Origin of the sequence: Clostridium sp. AM54-37XD (genome assembly GCF_003478225.1) — a bacterium.
Taxonomy (GTDB): Bacteria; Bacillota; Clostridia; order Lachnospirales; family Lachnospiraceae; genus Coprococcus; species Coprococcus ammoniilyticus.
In genome coordinates this window covers 1-19,524 of record NZ_QUEV01000018.1, presented here as the reverse complement: position 1 = coordinate 19,524, position 19,524 = coordinate 1, and the positions used below count along the sequence as shown (strand labels likewise).

20 protein-coding genes and 1 tRNA gene are annotated in these 19,524 nt (G+C 39.1%); 6 read left to right on the top strand and 15 right to left on the bottom strand.

The window, feature by feature from the left end; translation table 11 throughout:
- Nucleotides 1–3 precede the first annotated feature (3 nt).
- The 5 genes from DXA07_RS12645 to DXA07_RS12625 all read right to left on the bottom strand — a co-directional run bounded on the left by DXA07_RS12645 (nucleotide 4) and on the right by DXA07_RS12625 (nucleotide 4,665).
- Nucleotides 4–717, bottom strand: coding sequence for an IMP cyclohydrolase (locus DXA07_RS12645; RefSeq protein WP_117822642.1), 714 nt, complete (start codon nucleotides 715–717; stop codon nucleotides 4–6).
- A gap of 114 nt (nucleotides 718–831) precedes the next feature.
- Nucleotides 832–1,149 carry a thioredoxin gene (gene trxA, locus DXA07_RS12640; protein WP_117822644.1) on the bottom strand — a complete coding sequence of 106 codons (318 nt, stop codon included), beginning with the start codon at nucleotides 1,147–1,149 and terminating at the stop codon, nucleotides 832–834.
- A gap of 333 nt (nucleotides 1,150–1,482) precedes the next feature.
- Nucleotides 1,483–3,972, bottom strand: a complete 2,490-nt coding sequence (locus DXA07_RS12635) for a ferrous iron transporter B (protein ID WP_118484843.1) — start codon at nucleotides 3,970–3,972, stop codon at nucleotides 1,483–1,485.
- Nucleotides 3,973–4,069: 97 nt separating this feature from the next.
- A complete protein-coding gene (locus tag DXA07_RS12630) occupies nucleotides 4,070–4,291 on the bottom strand; it encodes a ferrous iron transport protein A (RefSeq protein WP_008400791.1) in 222 nt (73 codons plus the stop codon).
- A 161-nt stretch (nucleotides 4,292–4,452) separates the two neighbouring features.
- Nucleotides 4,453–4,665: a FeoA family protein gene (locus DXA07_RS12625; protein ID WP_044945044.1), complete on the bottom strand. Its 213-nt coding sequence runs from the start codon at nucleotides 4,663–4,665 to the stop codon at nucleotides 4,453–4,455.
- Nucleotides 4,666–4,926: 261 nt separating this feature from the next.
- On the opposite strand from DXA07_RS12625, the gene DXA07_RS12620 reads away from it, so the two are divergent.
- Both DXA07_RS12620 and DXA07_RS12615 read left to right on the top strand, forming a co-directional pair.
- Nucleotides 4,927–5,073 (top strand): FeoB-associated Cys-rich membrane protein, encoded by a 147-nt coding sequence (locus DXA07_RS12620; protein WP_117784873.1) that lies wholly within the window; start codon nucleotides 4,927–4,929, stop codon nucleotides 5,071–5,073.
- A gap of 79 nt (nucleotides 5,074–5,152) precedes the next feature.
- Nucleotides 5,153–5,530 (top strand): metal-dependent transcriptional regulator, encoded by a 378-nt coding sequence (locus DXA07_RS12615; RefSeq protein WP_008400787.1) that lies wholly within the window; start codon nucleotides 5,153–5,155, stop codon nucleotides 5,528–5,530.
- Between the two features lie 25 nt (nucleotides 5,531–5,555).
- On the opposite strand, the gene DXA07_RS12610 is transcribed toward DXA07_RS12615, so the two are convergent.
- Entirely contained in the window at nucleotides 5,556–7,253 is a 1,698-nt protein-coding gene (locus DXA07_RS12610) for a S8 family peptidase (RefSeq protein WP_118484841.1), read from the bottom strand.
- Nucleotides 7,254–7,388: 135 nt separating this feature from the next.
- Between DXA07_RS12610 and DXA07_RS12605 the strand changes: the two genes are divergently transcribed.
- Both DXA07_RS12605 and sigE read left to right on the top strand, forming a co-directional pair.
- Nucleotides 7,389–8,048: a sigma-E processing peptidase SpoIIGA gene (locus DXA07_RS12605; protein WP_348980832.1), complete on the top strand. Its 660-nt coding sequence runs from the start codon at nucleotides 7,389–7,391 to the stop codon at nucleotides 8,046–8,048.
- Nucleotides 8,049–8,055: 7 nt separating this feature from the next.
- The gene (sigE, locus tag DXA07_RS12600) at nucleotides 8,056–8,754 is read left to right on the top strand and encodes an RNA polymerase sporulation sigma factor SigE (protein ID WP_226801017.1); all 699 of its coding nucleotides are present in this window, start codon (nucleotides 8,056–8,058) and stop codon (nucleotides 8,752–8,754) included.
- A gap of 7 nt (nucleotides 8,755–8,761) precedes the next feature.
- Here the strand turns inward: sigE and DXA07_RS12595 are convergent, their stop codons facing one another.
- The gene (locus tag DXA07_RS12595) at nucleotides 8,762–8,983 is read right to left on the bottom strand and encodes a hypothetical protein (protein WP_021943823.1); all 222 of its coding nucleotides are present in this window, start codon (nucleotides 8,981–8,983) and stop codon (nucleotides 8,762–8,764) included.
- A 76-nt stretch (nucleotides 8,984–9,059) separates the two neighbouring features.
- Between DXA07_RS12595 and DXA07_RS12590 the strand changes: the two genes are divergently transcribed.
- A tRNA-Leu gene (locus DXA07_RS12590) sits at nucleotides 9,060–9,143 on the top strand.
- Between the two features lie 134 nt (nucleotides 9,144–9,277).
- Here the strand turns inward: DXA07_RS12590 and DXA07_RS12585 are convergent.
- The 8 genes from DXA07_RS12585 to ruvA form a co-directional block, all read right to left on the bottom strand.
- Nucleotides 9,278–10,171, bottom strand: a complete 894-nt coding sequence (locus tag DXA07_RS12585; protein ID WP_182427473.1) for a class B sortase — start codon at nucleotides 10,169–10,171, stop codon at nucleotides 9,278–9,280.
- Between the two features lie 120 nt (nucleotides 10,172–10,291).
- Nucleotides 10,292–10,744: an NUDIX domain-containing protein gene (locus DXA07_RS12580; protein WP_008400781.1), complete on the bottom strand. Its 453-nt coding sequence runs from the start codon at nucleotides 10,742–10,744 to the stop codon at nucleotides 10,292–10,294.
- A gap of 143 nt (nucleotides 10,745–10,887) precedes the next feature.
- The gene (locus DXA07_RS12575; protein WP_021943821.1) at nucleotides 10,888–12,369 is read right to left on the bottom strand and encodes a penicillin-binding transpeptidase domain-containing protein; all 1,482 of its coding nucleotides are present in this window, start codon (nucleotides 12,367–12,369) and stop codon (nucleotides 10,888–10,890) included.
- A complete protein-coding gene (locus tag DXA07_RS12570; protein WP_118484837.1) occupies nucleotides 12,311–13,696 on the bottom strand; it encodes an FtsW/RodA/SpoVE family cell cycle protein in 1,386 nt (461 codons plus the stop codon). The genes DXA07_RS12575 and DXA07_RS12570 overlap by 59 nt, the downstream gene beginning before the upstream one ends.
- The gene (locus DXA07_RS12565; RefSeq protein ID WP_118484835.1) at nucleotides 13,696–16,071 is read right to left on the bottom strand and encodes a U32 family peptidase; all 2,376 of its coding nucleotides are present in this window, start codon (nucleotides 16,069–16,071) and stop codon (nucleotides 13,696–13,698) included. The genes DXA07_RS12570 and DXA07_RS12565 overlap by 1 nt, the downstream gene beginning before the upstream one ends.
- Nucleotides 16,061–16,462 (bottom strand): cell division protein ZapA, encoded by a 402-nt coding sequence (locus DXA07_RS12560; RefSeq protein ID WP_008400777.1) that lies wholly within the window; start codon nucleotides 16,460–16,462, stop codon nucleotides 16,061–16,063. The genes DXA07_RS12565 and DXA07_RS12560 overlap by 11 nt, the downstream gene beginning before the upstream one ends.
- Nucleotides 16,463–16,569: 107 nt before the next feature.
- Nucleotides 16,570–17,577: a Holliday junction branch migration DNA helicase RuvB gene (gene ruvB / locus DXA07_RS12555; RefSeq protein ID WP_347465363.1), complete on the bottom strand. Its 1,008-nt coding sequence runs from the start codon at nucleotides 17,575–17,577 to the stop codon at nucleotides 16,570–16,572.
- 12 nt (nucleotides 17,578–17,589) lie between these two features.
- Entirely contained in the window at nucleotides 17,590–18,192 is a 603-nt protein-coding gene (gene ruvA, locus DXA07_RS12550) for a Holliday junction branch migration protein RuvA (protein WP_118484833.1), read from the bottom strand.
- 133 nt (nucleotides 18,193–18,325) lie between these two features.
- Here ruvA and DXA07_RS12545 point away from each other — a divergent pair, with 133 nt between their 5' ends.
- Nucleotides 18,326–19,390, top strand: coding sequence for a ribonuclease H-like domain-containing protein (locus DXA07_RS12545; RefSeq protein WP_021943816.1), 1,065 nt, complete (start codon nucleotides 18,326–18,328; stop codon nucleotides 19,388–19,390).
- The last annotated feature ends 134 nt before the right edge of the window (nucleotides 19,391–19,524 follow it).

Here is a 19,524-nt window from a genome sequence, read left to right as displayed (position 1 = left end):
TGATTATTTATTCTTGTTGATGATTCTTGTCTCATACTTTCCTGTTGCGATATCAATATATCTGACAAACAAAGATACCTTATTATCTTCATTCAGGCTTTCCCATACCATATTTGCAAATGTATCGATATCACCTGATATACCAACTAACTTCGGTTCTCCCTCAAAACTTGGAAGTGGATTGTCATCATGCATATATGTATGAATAAAATGTCCTTCTCCGTTTGCTGGATTCTCATATGAAAATGTATATCGGTTGCATGCCGATGGATTTCCGTTATTGCTCTTTAAGATAGACATTGCATAGTCATACTGTCCGCCTTCGATATGCATAACTCCGGAAATTCTCGGTGTATAGTTTGGACCGTCCGGTTCAAACTCGCGGCATCTCAGTGACTGTTCAAATGTAAGCTCTTTATCCATTCCATCAAAGATCGTATCGGTCTGATCACCATTTGTTACAATCGTCCGGTTGCCAAGAACCCGAACCGGTGCGTAAATGATAAGACTCGGATCCTCAAGCTTGGATGGATCAAATGCTTCTGTACGGATTCCTTCGCCCTCTGTAACAAATACACGATTTCTGGAATTCACACTTCTACCCATGATAAAGTATGCAGTAACTGCCTTTGTTCCGTCTTCCGAACGTCCGATCACGATTCCTCTGCCGGGATAAGAATTACCCTTAAGTTCCTCTGATAATGATAACATTTTCATTTGTAAACCTCCGTTTAGTAAATTAGTCAATTCATGTACCCATTTATCTGGTCGCTGTCTTTCATCTTATAATAATATGCTTTCTTTTGCAAGCGTTTTGGACTGCATTCTTATCTACTGAAACTGGCGGATTGCCTGGATCAGCTCGGATTTTGGAACTGCTCCCACGATTTTCTTTATAACTTCTCCATCTTTATATAATAAAAATGTCGGAATTGATACAACCTTGTTTGCAAGTGCAAGTTCCTGATTCTCATCTACATCTACCTTGCATACCTTTACCTCTGGAAATTCGTCAGCCAATTCTTCAACGATCGGTGCAACCATTCTGCATGGTCCGCACCAGGTGGCCCAGAAATCAACCAGCGTAAGTCCCTTTGCCTTTAAAACCTGATCTTCATATTCTTTTTCATTTAAATGTGTAACTGCCATAGTAAAAACCTCCAATTCGTCATTCGTTAATTATACAGACATCTCAATCATCTTACATCTGTACTTTCAAAAAACATTTCTGACAAGTAAGTGCTCTTGTATTATAGTATACATTCATTTTCCTCTATCATACATTTATTTGTCAACTCATTTCACGGAGTTTTAATAAATATCTACATTTGTCATCTTGTCTGTCAATTCTATGAACGCCAGCCGGCAGACAGGAATTTATATAAATCTGATTTCTGTATAATAACCGATACACAAAATGCGCGCTGCCACAAAGGGAAGCGCGCATCGTATTGTATGTGTATTATATGTTAGCCTTTATAATTATGCATTTAAGAATTCTTTGCTTGTCTTGACCTTCTTGTTTGGATCCGGACGGAATAACAGGAAGAAGAAAGCAACGATGATCAGAATTGCAACAACAGTGCCGATACCGAATGAACATGCACCTGTGAAGAGTCCTGCAATTCTGTAAACAACAAGGGATACAAGGTATGCAAAACCACACTGATATCCGATTGCAAACCAGAACCATTTTGCACTGTTCATCTCTCTCTTAATAGCACCCATTGCTGCGAAACATGGAGCACAGAGTAAGTTGAATACGAGGAATGAGAAACCACTTGCTGTTGTGAATGCTTTTGCAAGCTCGCTGTATACAGTGCCTTCCCCACCACCATAAAGGATACCCATAGTACCAACGATGTTTTCCTTAGCAACAAGGCCTGTAATAGATGCAACAGTTGCCTGCCAGTCGCCCCATCCCTGTGGCTTGAAGATCCAGCAGATTGCTCCACCGATCTTAGCTAAGATACTGTGGTCGATCTGATCTTCTGAAAGCATCTGGAATTTACCATCCAGAATACCGAAGTATGTTGTGAACCATACAAGGATTGTTGAGAGGAGGATGATGGTACCGGCCTTCTTAATGAATGACCAGCCACGCTCCCACATACTTCTTAATACAGAACCGATTGTCGGGATATGGTAAGGAGGTAACTCCATAACGAATGGAGCAGGATCTCCTGCGAACATCTTTGTCTTCTTTAAGATAATACCGGAGCAGATAATTGCTGCAATACCGATAAAGTAAGCACTTGTAGCAACCAGTGAAGATCCACCGAAAATCGCACCTGCGATCATAGCGATAAACGGAACCTTAGCACCACAAGGAATAAATGTTGTTGTCATAACTGTCATACGACGATCTTTTTCATTTTCAATTGTACGAGATGCCATTATACCAGGAACACCACAACCTACACCTACAAGAATAGGAATGAAGGACTTTCCCGAAAGGCCGAATTTTCTGAAGATACGGTCCATGATGAATGCGATACGTGCCATGTAGCCACAGTACTCAAGGATTGCAAGTAAGATGAACAATACAAGCATCTGAGGTACAAATCCAAGTACAGCACCAACACCGGCGATTATACCGTCAAGGATCAGTCCCTTTAACCAGTCTGCACATCCGATCTTATCAAGACCTCTTTCCGCAAGATCAGGAATGGACGGAACAAACACACCATAATCAGCAGGATCGATCTCTGCCATTTCTGTCTTGTTGAAGTATTCTACTGCATCTAAATAAGACATAGCATTTGTCTTATCTTTTTTTGCACCGGCAGGTACTTCTGAATAATATACATCGATATCGTAAGTATCAAGAGTTTCTTCATCTTCCATCTGATACTTCACACTTGCTTCTGTATTTGTATTTGCTTCGATCGCTGCCTTTGTTGCATCAACATCAACAGCATCTTCATCATCTGTTACAAGTACGCCATATGCATCAAGTGCATTTGATGCTGCATCATAATCACCGGATGCTTCTTCATAATCTTTGCTTCCGATACCGAATAAATGGAAACCGTCACCAAACAGATTATCATTTGTCCAGTCTGTGCACCATGCACCGACGGTTGACATTGCGATATAATAAACCAGCCACATTACAACGATAAAGATCGGAAGTGCAAGGATACGGTTTGTAACGATCTTATCGATCTTATCTGAAGTTGTAAGCTTTTCGCCCTTTGCATTCTTCTTTACACACTTTCCAATGATAGATGAGATATATGCATATCTCTCACTGGTGATAATACTCTCTGTATCATCATCAAATTTGTCTTCCAGTGCTTTGATCTCATCTTTACAATCCGGAACACTGTCCATCTGCTCTGCAATCTTTGTGTCTTTTTCAAGAAGCTTGATGGCAAAGAATCTCTTTTTTCTTTCTTCAACTGTAAGCTTTGCACTTACGCTGTCGATTGCATCTTCAACAGCCTGATCGAAGCTATGTACACGCTTATTCTGTACTTTCTTCTGTGCTGCCGCAACCGCTTTTTCTTTTACTTCATCAATTCCAGTACCCTTTAATGCCGAGATCTCTACAACCTCGCATCCAAGTGCATTGCTCAGGTTCTTGATATCGATCTTGTCACCATTCTTCTTTACAAGATCCATCATGTTAACTGCCATGATAACCGGGATTCCCAACTCGATCAACTGTGTTGATAAGTACAGATTTCTTTCGATGTTCGTACCATCAATAATATTGATGATCGCATCCGGATATTCCTTGATCAGATAATTTCTGGCAACAACTTCCTCTAATGTATATGGAGAAAGTGAATAAATACCGGGAAGGTCAGTGATGATAATATCTTTGTGACCCTTTAATTTTCCTTCTTTTTTTTCTACTGTTACACCAGGCCAGTTACCTACATACTGGTTTGAACCTGTAAGTGCGTTAAATAATGTTGTCTTTCCACTGTTTGGATTACCTGCCAACGCTATTTTAACTGACATTTTTATGCTCCTTCCTTTTTGTCTGTCATTTTCTATGATTCATCAAATAAGTAAATCATCTGCTTCGTTGTATGTAGGATCGGTACGATCCACACATTTATTCAACAACGATCATTTCGGCATCTGCTTTTCTTAAAGAAAGCTCATAACCGCGTACTGTTACTTCAACCGGATCACCAAGCGGTGCAACTTTTCTGACATAGATTTCTACACCTTTTGTAATTCCCATATCCATGATACGTCTCTTTACAGGTCCTTCGCCAACAAGTTTTGTTACCTTAACTGTCTGTCCAACGGCAACCTCTCTTAATGTCTTCATACCATTTTGCTCCTTCTTTTTCTTTATACATATAAGAACGTCTCCACATATTCAGACCGGATTCTGTGATGGTTTTTCTTCTTATACATTTGTATATATAAACAATTGCACCGGCAGCTACCAATGTGCAAATACTTATATTTCTGTTTTTTTCGTCATCCTTATACCATAATTTTGGCTGCCATATCTTTTCCGATGGCAACTCTGGATTCTTTTACATTTACGATCATGTTACCGTTTATCTCTGAAACAACTGTTACTTCTCCACCCACGACAAAACCAAGCTTCTCAAGAAACTGTCTTGTTTCATTTTTTCCACCAACTTTGGTAATGGTCTTTGTTTCTCCAATATTCATAAAAGTTAAAGGCATCATATTCCATCTTCTTTCATAATCGTATAAATTTATCATTAAGCAATATGCTGTTTTAAATTTCATCGTTAGTATATACTAACCCACATTAGAAGTCAATAACATTTTTTAGAAAATTATAACATCATTTAGAAGCTTGTAACGCATCTTAGTCGTATATAACATAGCTATATTCTTAAAAAGCAAATTTATTTATTATGCTTGACATTTTTATATGGTTAGTTTAAACTAATTACGATTATAAAATTGAAAGGTTGGATTATTATGGAGAAATATATAGGAACTATTATTGTTGCTGCCATTATTATAATTGTATGCGTACTTGCAATTCGTTCAATGATAAAAGATAAAAAGTCCGGAAAATCTGTTCAGTGCGGAGGAAACTGTAACAATTGTCACGGATGCCATTAGTTTTATCTTTCTTTCATTTGAACCTTATTCCGGTTTGTGATATAATTTTCTGTAAATAAATTTTTAATGGGGTAAAGCTATGTTAACAACGAATGAATCAGTTGAAAACTATCTGGAAACGATATTGGTATTAAGCAAGAAGCTTCCTGTTGTCCGTTCGGTTGATATCTCAAATGAACTTGGTTATAAGAAATCAAGCATCAGTGTTGCTATGAAGAATCTTCGTGAGAATAACTACATAACAATGAGTGATGCAGGGTTTATTTCACTCACCGATTCAGGAAAAGAAATTGCTGAGATGATATATGAACGACATGAGCTTCTCTCTGCCTGGCTTATACAGCTTGGTGTTGATCCCGATATCGCATCTGCCGATGCCTGCAAGATTGAGCATGTAATCAGTAAAGAAAGTTTTAAAGCAATTAAAGATCATGTATTAAGTGGAGCCAATCACTAGATCTTCTAGTGACTGGCTCTTTTTTCTATCGGATAGAATTTTCTACACATAAAGTTCCCCAACCGACATAGATATTTGGATACGTTCTCGCTGATTTTATCCTTTTCGCTCCCCGGATCAACGAAGCTTTCAGTTTTTCTCCATATAGAAATGGGTCATTTTCATTCACAATTCCCCACTGCATCAGCAGACATGCAGAACCGGATACAAATGGTACCGCCATAGATGTTCCCGACGCAAAGGAATAATCATTTCCCGGATATGCAGTATAAATATCCACACCGGGTGCAGCAAGATCCGGTTTAATCTGATCATTTGCTGTATAACCCCGTCCGGAAAAATATGCAAAATCATCGACATTCTGATCATAGGCCGCTACTGTGATCAGTCCTTCCGCCGTAGAAGGAATCGTTAATGTCCCAAATTCTGTTGGATTTAAGAACTCAACATTTCCGGTCAAACTTGCACGGATTGGCAGATAAGCATCCACTACCCCACTGACGATCTGCTTCGGATGGATCAAAACCTTCCATTGTCCTTTATCAATATAATTATCCCGCCCCTGAAATGAGACAAATATCTCCTGATTCCGGTTATATGGATTCGGCGTTCCATAGATTCCTTTGACAAATGTATTCCGATAAGTTCCGGTTCCAATATTCTGCGATTCACTCAAAGTCAGAACGATATCACCATTTGGTGTAATGATCATAACATCAAACCGGTCGTTATAATTTTTCCATAATTGCAGATTAAAGGATGTCACATAATCACTGACCAGCAGATCGATCATACGGTAGGAAGTATTTCCAAGGATTACCCGCTGATGTCTCCGGTTAATCGCATCATTTCCGGTTCCGGTAGATATGGAACACACCGCAAGCCTTGAAACGTCATTGATATAATTTTCCATCAACGAATCACCCTTATGAGAACCATAATTATTACCATAACTAAGATTTACAGATATCGGTTGATTACGTTCTATTCCCTTTCGCAGTGCATAATCAATTCCAAGGATCATTCCCAGTGTAGTCGGAAGTCTGGATGCCGTATCACTTCCTACTTTAATGATCAGAAGCTCCGTCTGTGGAGCTACACCGATATTGGTTCCTGCTGCTATGGCAGTCACCTGCGTACCATGACCGGAGCGATCCTCTGACGGAAGACTTCCTGTGTAGTTTCCATCTAGTATTGCATTCAGTTCTTCATTTGTATAAATGCGTCCAAGTTCGTATGGATTCACATATTCCTTCTGATATTCTGCCTGCTGGTCCCATAATTCCAGAATCCTGCTTTTTCCGTCACGTATAAATTCATTATGCCGATAATCAATACCAGAATCTATAACTGCAAGAAGGGTTCCGTTTCCATCCAGTCCGTAGTTATTAATGAAGGTTCCGGACAGGCAGGAGGCATACTGCGCATAGGATACCTGCTGATCTACACTCTTTGGTTTATCCACATACAGGATTCTGGAATCTGCTGCAAATGCATTGATATACACTTCCTTTATTTCTATAATTGCATATCCAGCCAGCAGATAATAGATCCGTGTCAGATATCGATCCACCAAATCTGTAATATCATCATTATAACGGATCAGAAGCTGCCAACTCCGATCTTTTGCATTGTATCCAACATACAGCTCCGATTCGCTGTCCTCATATGACTGCATGGTCTCCAGTGCAAGTTCCAATTGCGTATCAATATTATTTTCCATTTTCCCTTACTATCCCGCTTTTTATGTATTATTTTTATCTCTTAATCATATGATTTTTTATTGATATTTAGAATATTCTTATGATTTCATCAAATGTTGTTAATTGTTTGAAAATATCGAAAAATGTAAGTAAAGTTGAAACTTTTCCACATTATCAACAGATTTATACACAAAAATAGGATTTTCAGTCTAAAAAACAGGGATTTTATCCCCTGTTTATCCACATTTGTCATTTTACGTCGGTATTCCTTGGTTTCAAATTCCTTAATCCGACGTATTATTTCACCGCATCTATATATAATTGCATTTGCAAATCAATTGAAAGAAAAACATATGAATTATTTTTCCAATTTGTTTATTGGCAGAAAACAGAATGTTGTACAGGCAACCGGCTATCTGGATACCGGCAATACGCTGAAAGATATTTCAACCGGCAAACATGTGGTCATCGCCTCACCGGAAATCATGTATGACCTGTTGCCCCTGCAGCTTCATGCGCTTGTATACGATTATACAAATGGGATCCAGCCATTTGATCGAAAGTCCTCCATATATATGCCGGAGGGCATCCACCTGATCCCCTACCGAACGATCAGTTCGGAATCGGATCTGATGCTGGCATTTGACTGTGACTTTTTCTTTATTAATAATCATATAATCTGCAACCGGCCACTGATCGGGATCAGCAGACATACGTTACAGATCAGTCATATGAAGAAATGTATTTTATTAAATTCAGTATATATGAGAAAGGTAAGAAACTATGATAAACACATTCGCAAATCGAGATTTTAAATTTTCAATGGTATCCAATATTATGACCTTATTTCCTTCATCCTCCAGAGATGTCCATTACATAGGCGGGTGTGATATTCTTCCTGCCCCATTAGAACCATATGAAGAAAGTGCCATGGTAGCCGGACTTGGGAACGGCGACGATCAGGAGATTAAAAAAATACTGATTGAACGGAATCTTCGTCTGGTTGTTTATATTGCAAAGAAATTTGACAACACCGGAATTGGCGTAGAAGATTTGATCTCAATCGGTACGATTGGACTGATCAAAGCAATCAATACCTTTAAATGCGACAAAAACATCAAGCTGGCAACCTATGCATCCAGATGCATCGAAAATGAAATCCTTATGTATCTCCGCAGGAACAGCAAACTCCGCATGGAGATTTCGATTGATGAACCATTGAATGTTGACTGGGATGGAAATGAATTATTATTATCTGACATTCTTGGAACCGAGGAAGATACGGTTTACAAGAATATGGAAACAGAAATGGATCATTCCCTGTTAACGGCAGCAGTCTCTCACCTGACAGAACGGGAACGTACCATTATTGAATTGCGGTACGGGATCAACACGATTAACGGTGTAGAACGCACCCAGAAAGAAGTGGCTGACCTGTTAGGAATCAGCCAGTCTTATATCTCCCGTCTTGAAAAAAAGATTATAAAGAAACTAAAAAAAGAAATAATTAAAATGAGCTGATCAGCCTTTAATGATGATAATCGGAAAGCTTTACCTTATATCCGTCAACCATCTGGCGCATTTTCTGGTAATCCTTTTCCTTTAGATCTCCGGATTGTTTCAGATCTTCCACCATCTGATCCAGCTCCTTTAAGGCATCATGTGCCAGATCCTTATAATTGTTTGCAAGATTCATATTCATCTCATTCAGCTTTGCATTCAGTTGTTGTTTTACACTACGTTTCATCATTGTTTCGCACCTCATTTCAGGAAATAATCATTGACACTGTTGTAGCCATGTGTTACTATTACAAAGGTTCACAGACGCCGGCATGTCGGAATTGGCAGACGAGGCAGACTCAAAATCTGTTGGTGGCAACATCGTGCGGGTTCAAGTCCCGCTGCCGGCACTCTTTGTATTTTGCATAATAAAAAATCTAAGTTTTAAGCCATTTTGTGGCTTTTTTTATTACTCAAAATGCAGGCATTTCAACTATTTTGCCCAATATTTGCCCGCTAGATGCACACCCAAATACAGACTCTTTTACTGCAGCCGGCTGTTGTTGCCGATCTTCTTTGCAACCACAACAAACCGTCCATCTTCTGTATGATACGCACAGGTGGATAAGGTCAGCAGCTTGTCCCCATAGGATGCCGTTTCTTCGATCGTATATGGTGTATTTGCTTTTACCCGGCTGACATAATCATCAAATTTCTCTTTTGATCCCGCATCTGCAAAGTCATATATATTATAATGCTCTGTATCCCCTTCCGGATAGGCTTTTGTATAAAAAGCGGCGATCACTGTATATGTACCCGGTCCATCTAAGGTATCAAATATGATCGTCTGATGTTCTTTATAGAAATCTTCATCTTCATATTTTAACAGATCATGAAACATCGTCCCTGCTTTCATATTATGTCCGTATATAATGACATTGTCAGATACCTTCCCTGTCGGGGAACAGTTTGCTGCTGCAAATAACGTACCAGCAGCACTGTAACCCCCCTGAAAATTCCGATGGATATAATATTCTTCATTCTCTGGCGTATACATGACCGGATAATCGATTCTTGTTCCATATATATACAGCCATCCAACAAAGTCTGTATTCTCCTCATATACAGATGCGTACTTTTTATAAACCTTTTTTTCCTGTACTGTTGTATAAACCGGTTTTCCGGTTTCTTCCGTACAATTGTCCTGCTCCACTTCCAGTTTGATCTCTGCAAACGCTGACTCTGCCTGTCTGCTGGTAAAAAAATAAACACCCAGATAGCAGCCACAGCCAAGGAAAACAAGTACACATACTGCAAGTATAAGATTTAACAATATTCCATTCTTTTTTCTTCCACTCTGTGATGAATTCTCATGGTCATTGTTTTGCGTTGCCATTTCTCTGTTATCTGTTTCTTTCCTGTCTGTTAATCCGTTCATCCGAACCAGCATCCTTCCTTGATCACTTTTTCATTTTTGTGTTATTTCCGTACGCCTGCCATTCATTATCCTGAAAGCAAAAAATCTGACCATTCATAATAAACAGTCAGATTTTGAACCTTAAAAATACTTTCTGCTTCCCCAAAGATTATTCCGTTTCAATTCTACATACTCTGCATATGCCTGTTCCAGAATATCCTTTTCGTTCGGAAACTTCAGAAGGTGGTAGGCTTCATGATACTTGTAGTAACCGGAATCCACAAAATATTCTTCACGCTGCGGTTTGCTGTAATAGCTGTCCGCCATCATCAAATACCAGTGTACATCCTTGTTTACCACATCAAAAGCAGTATTAAATGTATAATTGCTTTTTCCTACATACTTAATAATAGATGCGCTAACACCTGTCTCCTCTTTTACTTCTCTAAGTGCAGTCTGATTATGCTCTTCACCTTTCTCAACTGTACCCTTCGGGAGAACCCATCCTTCATATTTGTTTTTGTAGTTTTTGTACAGTAATAATACTTTTCCTCTGAAGATTACCACACCTCCACAGCTTGTTGCTTCGATCACAGCAGTTCCTCCTGTCTTTTCGGTGTTGTAAATGCTTCAAGTTCTACTCACATTCGACTACGAATAAAACTCTGAACCGGCTTACCCTGCCAGTCCTTAATTGGTTATAAGTATATCAGTATTACTGCATTATTTCAAGCTGATTAATTATAATATGCATCAAATATCTTTCTGGCGATTGATGTTGCAGATGCTCCGGTATTACTTGCATTTTCTATCAGAACGCAGACCACCAGATCCGGATTATTGACATTGGAGAAACCTATAAACCAGGAGTGGGAATCCTTGTTCTCATTAAACTCTGCAGTTCCCGTCTTACCTGCTACTGTATACTCAGCTCCTGAAAAATAATCGGACGCTGTACCATATTCCGTTACCGACATCATAAGCTCTGTCAATGTCTGTGCTTCTGCTGAGGATATGATCCTGCCATAAGAATCCTTGGAGAATTTTTTTACAACGCTTCCGTCACAGTTCTCAATACGATCCATCATATATGGCTTCATAAGAACCCCACCATTTGCGATTGCACACATGACCATCGCATTATGAAGCGGCGTGATCAGTGTCTCTCCCTGTCCGATTACTGTCTGTGGAATCAGGGACTTATCTGTTTTTGATGTCATGGTATAACTGGATTTCTTATAATAGCCATCATACGGCAATTCTTTATTATACAGAAAGTCTCCGCACAATTTATTTAATGCATCCATATCAAGTTTCGTTCCGATATTGGAAAAGGATGTATTACAGGAATACGCCAGAGAATCCTCCAGGCTAACGGTTCCGTGCACCTTATGATTATAGCAGTGAATGGATACACTGTTAAATATGCCATCCCCCTCACATTCATAGGAATATGACTTATAGTTGGGATTTTCTCTTATATATTCCAGTGTTGTAAGGATCTTAAATGTCGATCCCGGCGGATACATTCCCTGGGTTGCACGGTTTAGTAGACAGGAGCTGTCCGAATTTGCTGTTTCTTCTATAACAGAGGAGATCTGGTTCGGATCAAAATCCGGCTTTGAAACCATTGCTTTGATTTTTCCAGTTGATGGCTCGATCGCTACGACCGCACCATCATTATCACCAAGTGCATTATATGCTGTACTCTGCAGATCATAATCCAGTGTTGTTATAACATTATTTCCCATATCCTTCTTATCAGATAATGCGTGATAAATACGATATAAAATATTCTGGTTAGATGTCAGCAGATAATAATTGGAAACCATTTCCAGACCTGCCTGTCCATTGCTATCATAACCAACTGCATGTGCAAACATATTGCTGTATGGGTAAACTCTGGTTTCGTTTCCATCATCATCCGTTTTTGTCTCCGCCAGAACAACTCCGTCATCTGAAATGATCTGACCTTTTATTACTGTTTCTGCATACAGATTCTGTCTTTTGTTGTATGAATTTGCAATATCTGAATCTGCATCGACAACAACATATTTAACAAGATGCACCATCATGCCGATAAAAATAAATATAACAAAATATGTGATCACAAGAACAGGAACATTCTTTTTGTCATTTTTCTGTTTTTCCTGTGCTTCTCTACTCCCCTGAGAATACTTCTTCATGATTGCTTTGTTTGTAGACCGTTTGCTCTTCATTACCACCAACTCCATTATTTTCAAGTACACAGATTCCCTGAATGATTCCAAACAGGAATAATGTGCTCACAACTGAACTTACACCATAACTGACAAGCGGAAGTGTCACACCGGTAGACGGGATAAACTTTGTTACACCGCCAATATTCAAAAATGTCTGGAATATAAAACAGATCGTGAATCCAAATGCAACATTCTTATAAAATGAGTTACGGATCTTCATGGATATATTTATAAAATATATAAAACAACTGATATACATCAGGATCAGACACAGCGCAAACACAACACCCAGTTCCTCACAGATCGCAGAAAAGATAAAATCACTGGACGCTACCGGAACTGCTGTTGGAAGCCCTTTACCCAGACCTCTTCCTTCCATCCCGCCCGATCCGATCGCAAATAGTGACTGGCAAATCTGATATCCGGCGTCATTAATATAGGAAAATGGATCTAACCACGCGTTGATTCGGGTTGTTACATGACTGAATTTGTCTTTTAACAGCGAATATCCAACCGTTGCAATGACTGCTGCACCACCCAGACCACCGATCAGGATCATTGTCTTCTGTGTTGCCAGATAGATCATCATGATAAAGATCATCATAAAGATTGCTGCACCACCCAGATCCTTTTCTGCTACCAGAATCAGCATAAAGATACCGGAAACAAGTGTAACTTTAATGTAATCTTTAAATTCCTTTGCTTTGTTTAAAGCGCTTGCCAGAAAGAATACAAATATAATCTTTACAAATTCCATCGGTTGCAGGGAAATCGATCCAATCTGGATCCAGTTTGTAGAGCCGTATTTGGATACTCCAAGAAATGGAACAAAGACTGTAATTAGAAAACCGATTCCAAGGATTGCATAGAAAATATCCCAGTTTTTCAGATTTTTGCATTTCATGATCACAAGCGGAATAAATGCCGTGATCACCAGTGTGATCGTTGCAAATGCAAACTGTTTTTTTGCCAGATCAAAATCCAGTCTGGTCAGCATGACATATCCGATCAACAGCAAAAATGACATATTATTTGTGATCAATCTGGAAGATTTCTTGTATATTCCATGATACGATACCATATATACAATAGAAACGATCATCTGCAGCAGATAAAAGATCACGATACTGATCGTTTTATATTTTAAAAACAGTGTCAGATAACATAAAAAATGTATAATAAACACATAGACGATCTGCACATTTAATGCATGATTCTTTTTATCTTCCCGCACCGGTTTCAGCACCGTAAAACATTTAATTGTATACAGAACCATAAAAAATATGATTAAGTATTTTGATATCTCTGTAATAATAGTTGCCATTATTCAATACCCTTTATATAATGTCCTCTTGTATAATCCATCTCATCGAATTCTTCATCCATATCTCCGGCATGGAACTTCATGAGAAGCTCCATCACATTCTTCGTCTGATCTTCGTTTTCGATGGTAAAATCAATCAAATATTCATTGGTTATATCAGTATTTCTGTTATTTGTCAACTGTTTGATATTGTTTGTCGGAACCCCATTATATATAACAGAATAACAATCCCGGCAGTTATTCACACTATAAAAGCGATTGCCCTTTTCATCCCGGAACGAGAAACGTTCTCGTTTATTATAACCACATCCGTCCAGATAGTTATTAACAAAGCACTGGGCTGTGATCATAACCGGCTGATATCCATATAATCTTTCAATATCTGTTTCACAGAGACCGCTCCATTCCTGATGTGTCAGTTCCACAGAACCGATCAGCATTACCTGTGGAAACAGCTCCTTATAGAATAAAACAGCTTCATCATTATATGCATATAAGAATGGATCAAGCAATACCATTCCCTTATATCCCTGCTTCTTCAGAAAACCAATCTCATCTATATTCTTAATATAGATACCCTCAAACATTCCAGACAGAAAATACAGATCTTTTATTCCTTGTTTCTTATTCTCACGCAGGATATCCGGAAAGGAAACATAGATCTTTTTATTTCCTCTCATTTTTCCGATTTCTGCTTCATGCACGATATTATGATCAATTATAACATGTTGTACCAATTTATAATTATTAACAATTCGAAATTGTTCTATTGTTTTTACAGATACATAGCAACCGCATTCCATAGCATCTCTGGTATCTGTCTGTTTCTGATCATAAATAGTTTCCTCCGCCAGCAACTTCTTATCATCCGGTATCGTCCGTTTATATCGTCCAATCAATGCCTGTTCCAACTGGCGGACGGCTTCCCGTCTTAATACATTCAGACTTCCAAGAGAAATAAATATATTCTCATCGCACTCCGCTTCCAGATAGAAGTTAAATCCTGTTCCACCGGTCTTTGACAGCTTATCTATGATCTGCGTCACCTCAACCGGACGTTTTGCAGCCTGTGACACGCATTCTCCGCTTACCTTTACCGAGATATCATCCACATCTGAAAACAACTCCAGCATGATCGGCTTTCCAATCTTTGCAGTCACCTTTCCATAGATATCCGTCTGTTTTTCCTTCTGTATAAACCTTACGTTAATATCATCAATAAGCGCATTATTTCTTGTCCGATAGACCTGCATATCTTTTCGGATCTGCCGAAGATTATTCGCATTCAGTCGGATCTTCTGTCCGGCCTGTGCGGTTATATTCGAAGTCAGTTCAATATTCTGTTCTGTTCCGGTACGGATCTCCAGAACATCCTTTGCCTGAATTCCACGTTCCAGACGGATGTATACATGGGGTGCTTCCACAGCTTCCACTTTACCAATCAATGTACCGGTATGATTCGGACGCTTGTTTGCAAGCATTTCCTTACCGTTCTTCATATAATAATAGCCGGAAGAAAAACCACCGCGGTTATAGATATCCATCAGCCGGTCTGTATGATATTTGATCCGTTTCTCATTCACATGACCGTTTATGTATTCATCTGTAATCTCAGAATATGCATGAACTGCCGCAGCTACATACTCCGGCTTCTTCATTCTTCCTTCGATCTTAAAGGAATCAATCCCTGCCTCGATTAACTGTGGTAAATCCGCAAGTGTACACATATCCTTCATGCTGAGGGCATATTCATGATTAAACTTTCTGCTGTTATATGCCTTTCTGCATGGTTGTGCACAGCGTCCACGATTGCCGCTTCTTCCGCCTGCAAAACTGCTCATCAGACATTTCCCTGAATAGCAGAAGCACATCGCACCATGCACAAATGTTTCAATCTCAATATCAACCGCTTCTTTAATTGATTTTATTTCTTTTAAGGATAATTCCCTTGCAGGAACAAATCTTGTCAGCCCAAGATTTTTAAGAAATTCTGCCCCATAGGTACTGCATACACTCATCTGTGTACTTCCATGTAATGGCAGATCCGGATATGCCTGTGAAAGACTTCTTATAACACCGACATCCTGTACAATAATCCCATCTACACCTTCCCTGTAAAAAGGCTCAAGGTAAGGAATCAGTTTCTTCATTTCACTATTTTTGAGCAAAGTATTAACTGCCATATATAACTTCACATTATGAATATGGCAGTAATCAATTGCTTCCAGTAATTCTGTTGTATCAAAGTTTCCGGCAAATGCACGGGCGCTGAACATATCGCCTCCGGCATAGCATGCATCAGCGCCTGCACTTACCGCAGCTTTCAGCGCATCCATAGAGCCTGCCGGAGCTAAAATCTCAGGTCTATTTAACATTATTTTCTGCTTCCAACTTTATTATTTCTCTCTGCAGAGCATTGACTTTTTCTTTATATTCATCAATCATTTTCTGTGCAGATTCATATTTGATCTGTGTCTCGATCACTTCATGTCTGAGGTCATAAATCTGTTTGTCCTTATCGTCATCCTCCGTCAGCATCTGATTTACCTGAAGCTTCGCTTTGAAGTAATCATCTGCGATATTAAGTGCAAGTAATACACTCTGATATTCTGCATTAAAACGGCGGTAACTTTCGGAAGACTGACATTCCTGGATCTTACCATTGATATAAGAAGCTACATTCTGGAGATATTCTTCACTTTCAAATCCGCTCAATGTATACACTTTATTGTTAATAACCACCGGGATATCATTTTTTTGTGACATGACTCTCCTCCTTTATATTTCATTTTATTTCTTTCATATATATTTTTTACCTGTACCATACAGGTATTATTTTCCCGTAATTCATTTATTGTATGGACTAAAATAACCTATTCGATAAATGCATCCAGTCCGAAATGCTTATAACACCGTTCTGTTACAACCCGTCCTCTCGGTGTCCGGTTGATAAAACCATTTTTGATCAGATATGGCTCATATACATCTTCAATCGTGCCGGAATCTTCCCCGATGGCAGCAGCCAGAGTATCCAGTCCCACCGGACCTCCACCAAACTTCTCTATCATTGTCATTAATATGTTCCGGTCTGTATTATCAAGTCCCATGGAGTCAACCTCAAGCTTATCCAGTGCTGTCTTTGCAACCTCATAATCGATACAGCCATTGTGGCATACCTGTGCAAAATCCCGGCATCTCTTTAACAGACGATTGGCAAGTCTTGGTGTTCCTCTGGATCGTTTTGCAATTTCAAGTGCGCCCGCATCATCGGTCTCTACACCCAGTACATCCCCGGACCGTATTACGATCTGCTTCAATTCCTCCGGTGAATAGAATTCCAGCCGATCAACCATGCCAAATCGGTCACGAAGCGGTGCTGTCAGCATACCGGCTCTTGTCGTTGCTCCGATCAATGTGAATTTCGGAAGATCCAGACGGATTGACCTTGCTCCTGCTCCTTTTCCGATCACGACATCAATCGCAAAATCTTCCATTGCAGGATATAAGACTTCCTCTACCTGACTGTTTAATCTGTGAATCTCATCAATAAATAATATATCATTCTCTGACAGATTATTTAAAATAGCTGCCAGTTCGCCCGGCTTCTCGATTGCCGGTCCTGATGTGATCTTGATATTAACACCCATCTCATTTGCAACTATGGATGCTAGTGTCGTTTTACCAAGGCCCGGCGGACCATATAAGAGTAAATGATCTAACGGTTCATTTCTCCTCTTTGCCGCCTCAATAAAAATCTTCAGATTCTCTTTTACTTTATTCTGTCCAATATATTCATCCAGATACTTTGGTCTCAAACTATATTCACTATTTAATTCTTCTATATCTGCTTCTGTTGAAATAATTCTACCCACTGTGTCCACCTGTATCTGTTTTTATATTAATTTCTTCAATGCTGCCTTTAATATCGATTCTATATCCATCTGACTGGTATCCCCAATCTTTTTTACGGCAAGTGCTGCTTCGGAATTCGAATAGCCCAGATTTACAAGTGCAAGAATCGCATCTCTTGCTGCATTTAAATCTTGTGTATTCTGTACGATCGACTGCTCATAGGCTGCATCCATCATATCTTCCATCTTTAACTTATCTTTTAATTCCAATATGATCCTTGATGCACCCTTGGCGCCGACACCATTTGCTTTTGATATCGTCTTCGCATCCTCTGAGATCACCGCGAGCTGAAGCTCCTGGATCGTAAGAGCTGTAAGGATTGCCATAGCGACTTTCGGACCTACCCCGCTGATTCCGATCAAGATACGGAATACAGATAATTCCTCTTCTGAATGAAACCCATACAATGTCAATTCATCTTCTCTTATATACATGTGTGTGTATATTTTGATCTGCGTTCCATATGCTGGAATATGCTCAAGAAACTTACCAGATACGAAGATCCGATATCCCATACCGTGGTTATCGATCACTATATAATTCTCTCCTGCACTGACAAGTGCTCCTGAAATGTATGCTATCATAATAATATGTCTCCAAATTTTACTATGCCAAGTATAACACAGTTTTCTCATTATGGAAATATCAGATTGATTTTTTGATCGCAGGGGCATATCATGAGATTATTCGATTTTTTTACATTTGAGGTTACATACTATGATTCAATACGACTATACGATGCCACTTTCTTCAGTTAATCTGAACTGGATGAAAGAAACGCCGGATCAATATCTCTTCTTTGATATTGAAACAACCGGATTAAGCGCTGCCCGGTCAGATCTTTATCTGATCGGATATGGAACGATTCTAAACGACGAACAGTTTCGTATTACCTTATTATTCAATGATGACGGTTGTTCCGAGCCAAAGATGCTCGCTGCATTTAAGGATATATTGGCTGATTACAAATATCTCGTTACATACAATGGCGACACCTTCGATCTGCCATATATAAAGGAAAAATACCGACAGTTCCGTCAGGAGATATCCTTCGATTCAATTACCAGTATCGATGTCTATCGGAAAATAAGGAAATATAAAAAGCTGCTTCAGATGGATTCAATGAAACAGTCTGCTCTGGAATCTGTTATGGGAATGGAACGGGATGAATTTCACTCCGGCGGTCTTCTGATCGATACCTACCAGGACTATTTAGGTACAAAAGATACACAATTACAGGATATGCTTTTATCTCATAATAAGGATGACATCTATGGACTTTTCTATGTGTCCGGTTCCCTTACACTTACTTCCTTCTTTGAAGGCAATTTTTCTATATCGAAAACTACCTGTACCGATACACAGTTTACGATCTGTATACAGACAGGAAGGCTTGCGATTCCATTTGATACCAACTGTAATGATATACATATATCAGGCATAGATGAAGTCGTGACGATCGATATTCCAGTTATCCATGATACACTGAAATATTTTTATAAGGACTATAAAAATTATTTCTATCTGCCATTAGAACAGACTGCTATCCACAAGGATGTTGCCTGTTATGTCGAAAGTGCTTATAAAGAAAAAGCCCGCCCAGAAACGGCATACACTACAAAAACAAGTTCGTTTATCCGCCAGAACAAGTTCAAGCAGTCACACATATTCAAATATGAACATACTGACAAAGATGGATATATTGAACTGAACGATACTTTCATCAATGACAGGATACAGTTAAAAGAATATCTTCTCAATATCTTAAAGCAGATCAAATAGTTCTGGAACATGTTGCAAAAGCGAAAGTTTCAAGATTGCGGAATAAGAGCAGGGGTACAGATCAAACTGGAACATACATAAAACAATAAATACCCACTGATGAATATTCATCAGTGGGTATTTTACATTTTATA

Excerpts from the sequence above, each read along its gene's own strand:
- DXA07_RS12620 (WP_117784873.1), top strand. The coding sequence starts at position 4,927 with ATGGAGAAATATATAGGAACTATTATTGTTGCTGCCATTATTATAATT.
- trxA (WP_117822644.1), bottom strand. The coding sequence starts at position 1,149 with ATGGCAGTTACACATTTAAATGAAAAAGAATATGAAGATCAGGTTTTA.
- DXA07_RS12625 (WP_044945044.1), bottom strand. The coding sequence starts at position 4,665 with ATGATGCCTTTAACTTTTATGAATATTGGAGAAACAAAGACCATTACC.
- DXA07_RS12635 (WP_118484843.1), bottom strand. The coding sequence starts at position 3,972 with ATGTCAGTTAAAATAGCGTTGGCAGGTAATCCAAACAGTGGAAAGACA.
- DXA07_RS12570 (WP_118484837.1), bottom strand. The coding sequence starts at position 13,696 with ATGGCAACTATTATTACAGAGATATCAAAATACTTAATCATATTTTTT.
- ruvA (WP_118484833.1), bottom strand. The coding sequence starts at position 18,192 with ATGATAGCATACATTTCAGGAGCACTTGTCAGTGCAGGAGAGAATTAT.
- DXA07_RS12645 (WP_117822642.1), bottom strand. The coding sequence starts at position 717 with ATGAAAATGTTATCATTATCAGAGGAACTTAAGGGTAATTCTTATCCC.
- DXA07_RS12610 (WP_118484841.1), bottom strand. The coding sequence starts at position 7,253 with ATGGAAAATAATATTGATACGCAATTGGAACTTGCACTGGAGACCATG.
- DXA07_RS12575 (WP_021943821.1), bottom strand. The coding sequence starts at position 12,369 with ATGAAGAGCAAACGGTCTACAAACAAAGCAATCATGAAGAAGTATTCT.
- DXA07_RS12560 (WP_008400777.1), bottom strand. The coding sequence starts at position 16,462 with ATGTCACAAAAAAATGATATCCCGGTGGTTATTAACAATAAAGTGTAT.
- DXA07_RS12630 (WP_008400791.1), bottom strand. The coding sequence starts at position 4,291 with ATGAAGACATTAAGAGAGGTTGCCGTTGGACAGACAGTTAAGGTAACA.
- sigE (WP_226801017.1), top strand. The coding sequence starts at position 8,056 with ATGGTATCCAATATTATGACCTTATTTCCTTCATCCTCCAGAGATGTC.
- DXA07_RS12565 (WP_118484835.1), bottom strand. The coding sequence starts at position 16,071 with ATGTTAAATAGACCTGAGATTTTAGCTCCGGCAGGCTCTATGGATGCG.
- DXA07_RS12595 (WP_021943823.1), bottom strand. The coding sequence starts at position 8,983 with ATGATGAAACGTAGTGTAAAACAACAACTGAATGCAAAGCTGAATGAG.
- DXA07_RS12545 (WP_021943816.1), top strand. The coding sequence starts at position 18,326 with ATGATTCAATACGACTATACGATGCCACTTTCTTCAGTTAATCTGAAC.
- DXA07_RS12585 (WP_182427473.1), bottom strand. The coding sequence starts at position 10,171 with ATGAACGGATTAACAGACAGGAAAGAAACAGATAACAGAGAAATGGCA.
- DXA07_RS12615 (WP_008400787.1), top strand. The coding sequence starts at position 5,153 with ATGTTAACAACGAATGAATCAGTTGAAAACTATCTGGAAACGATATTG.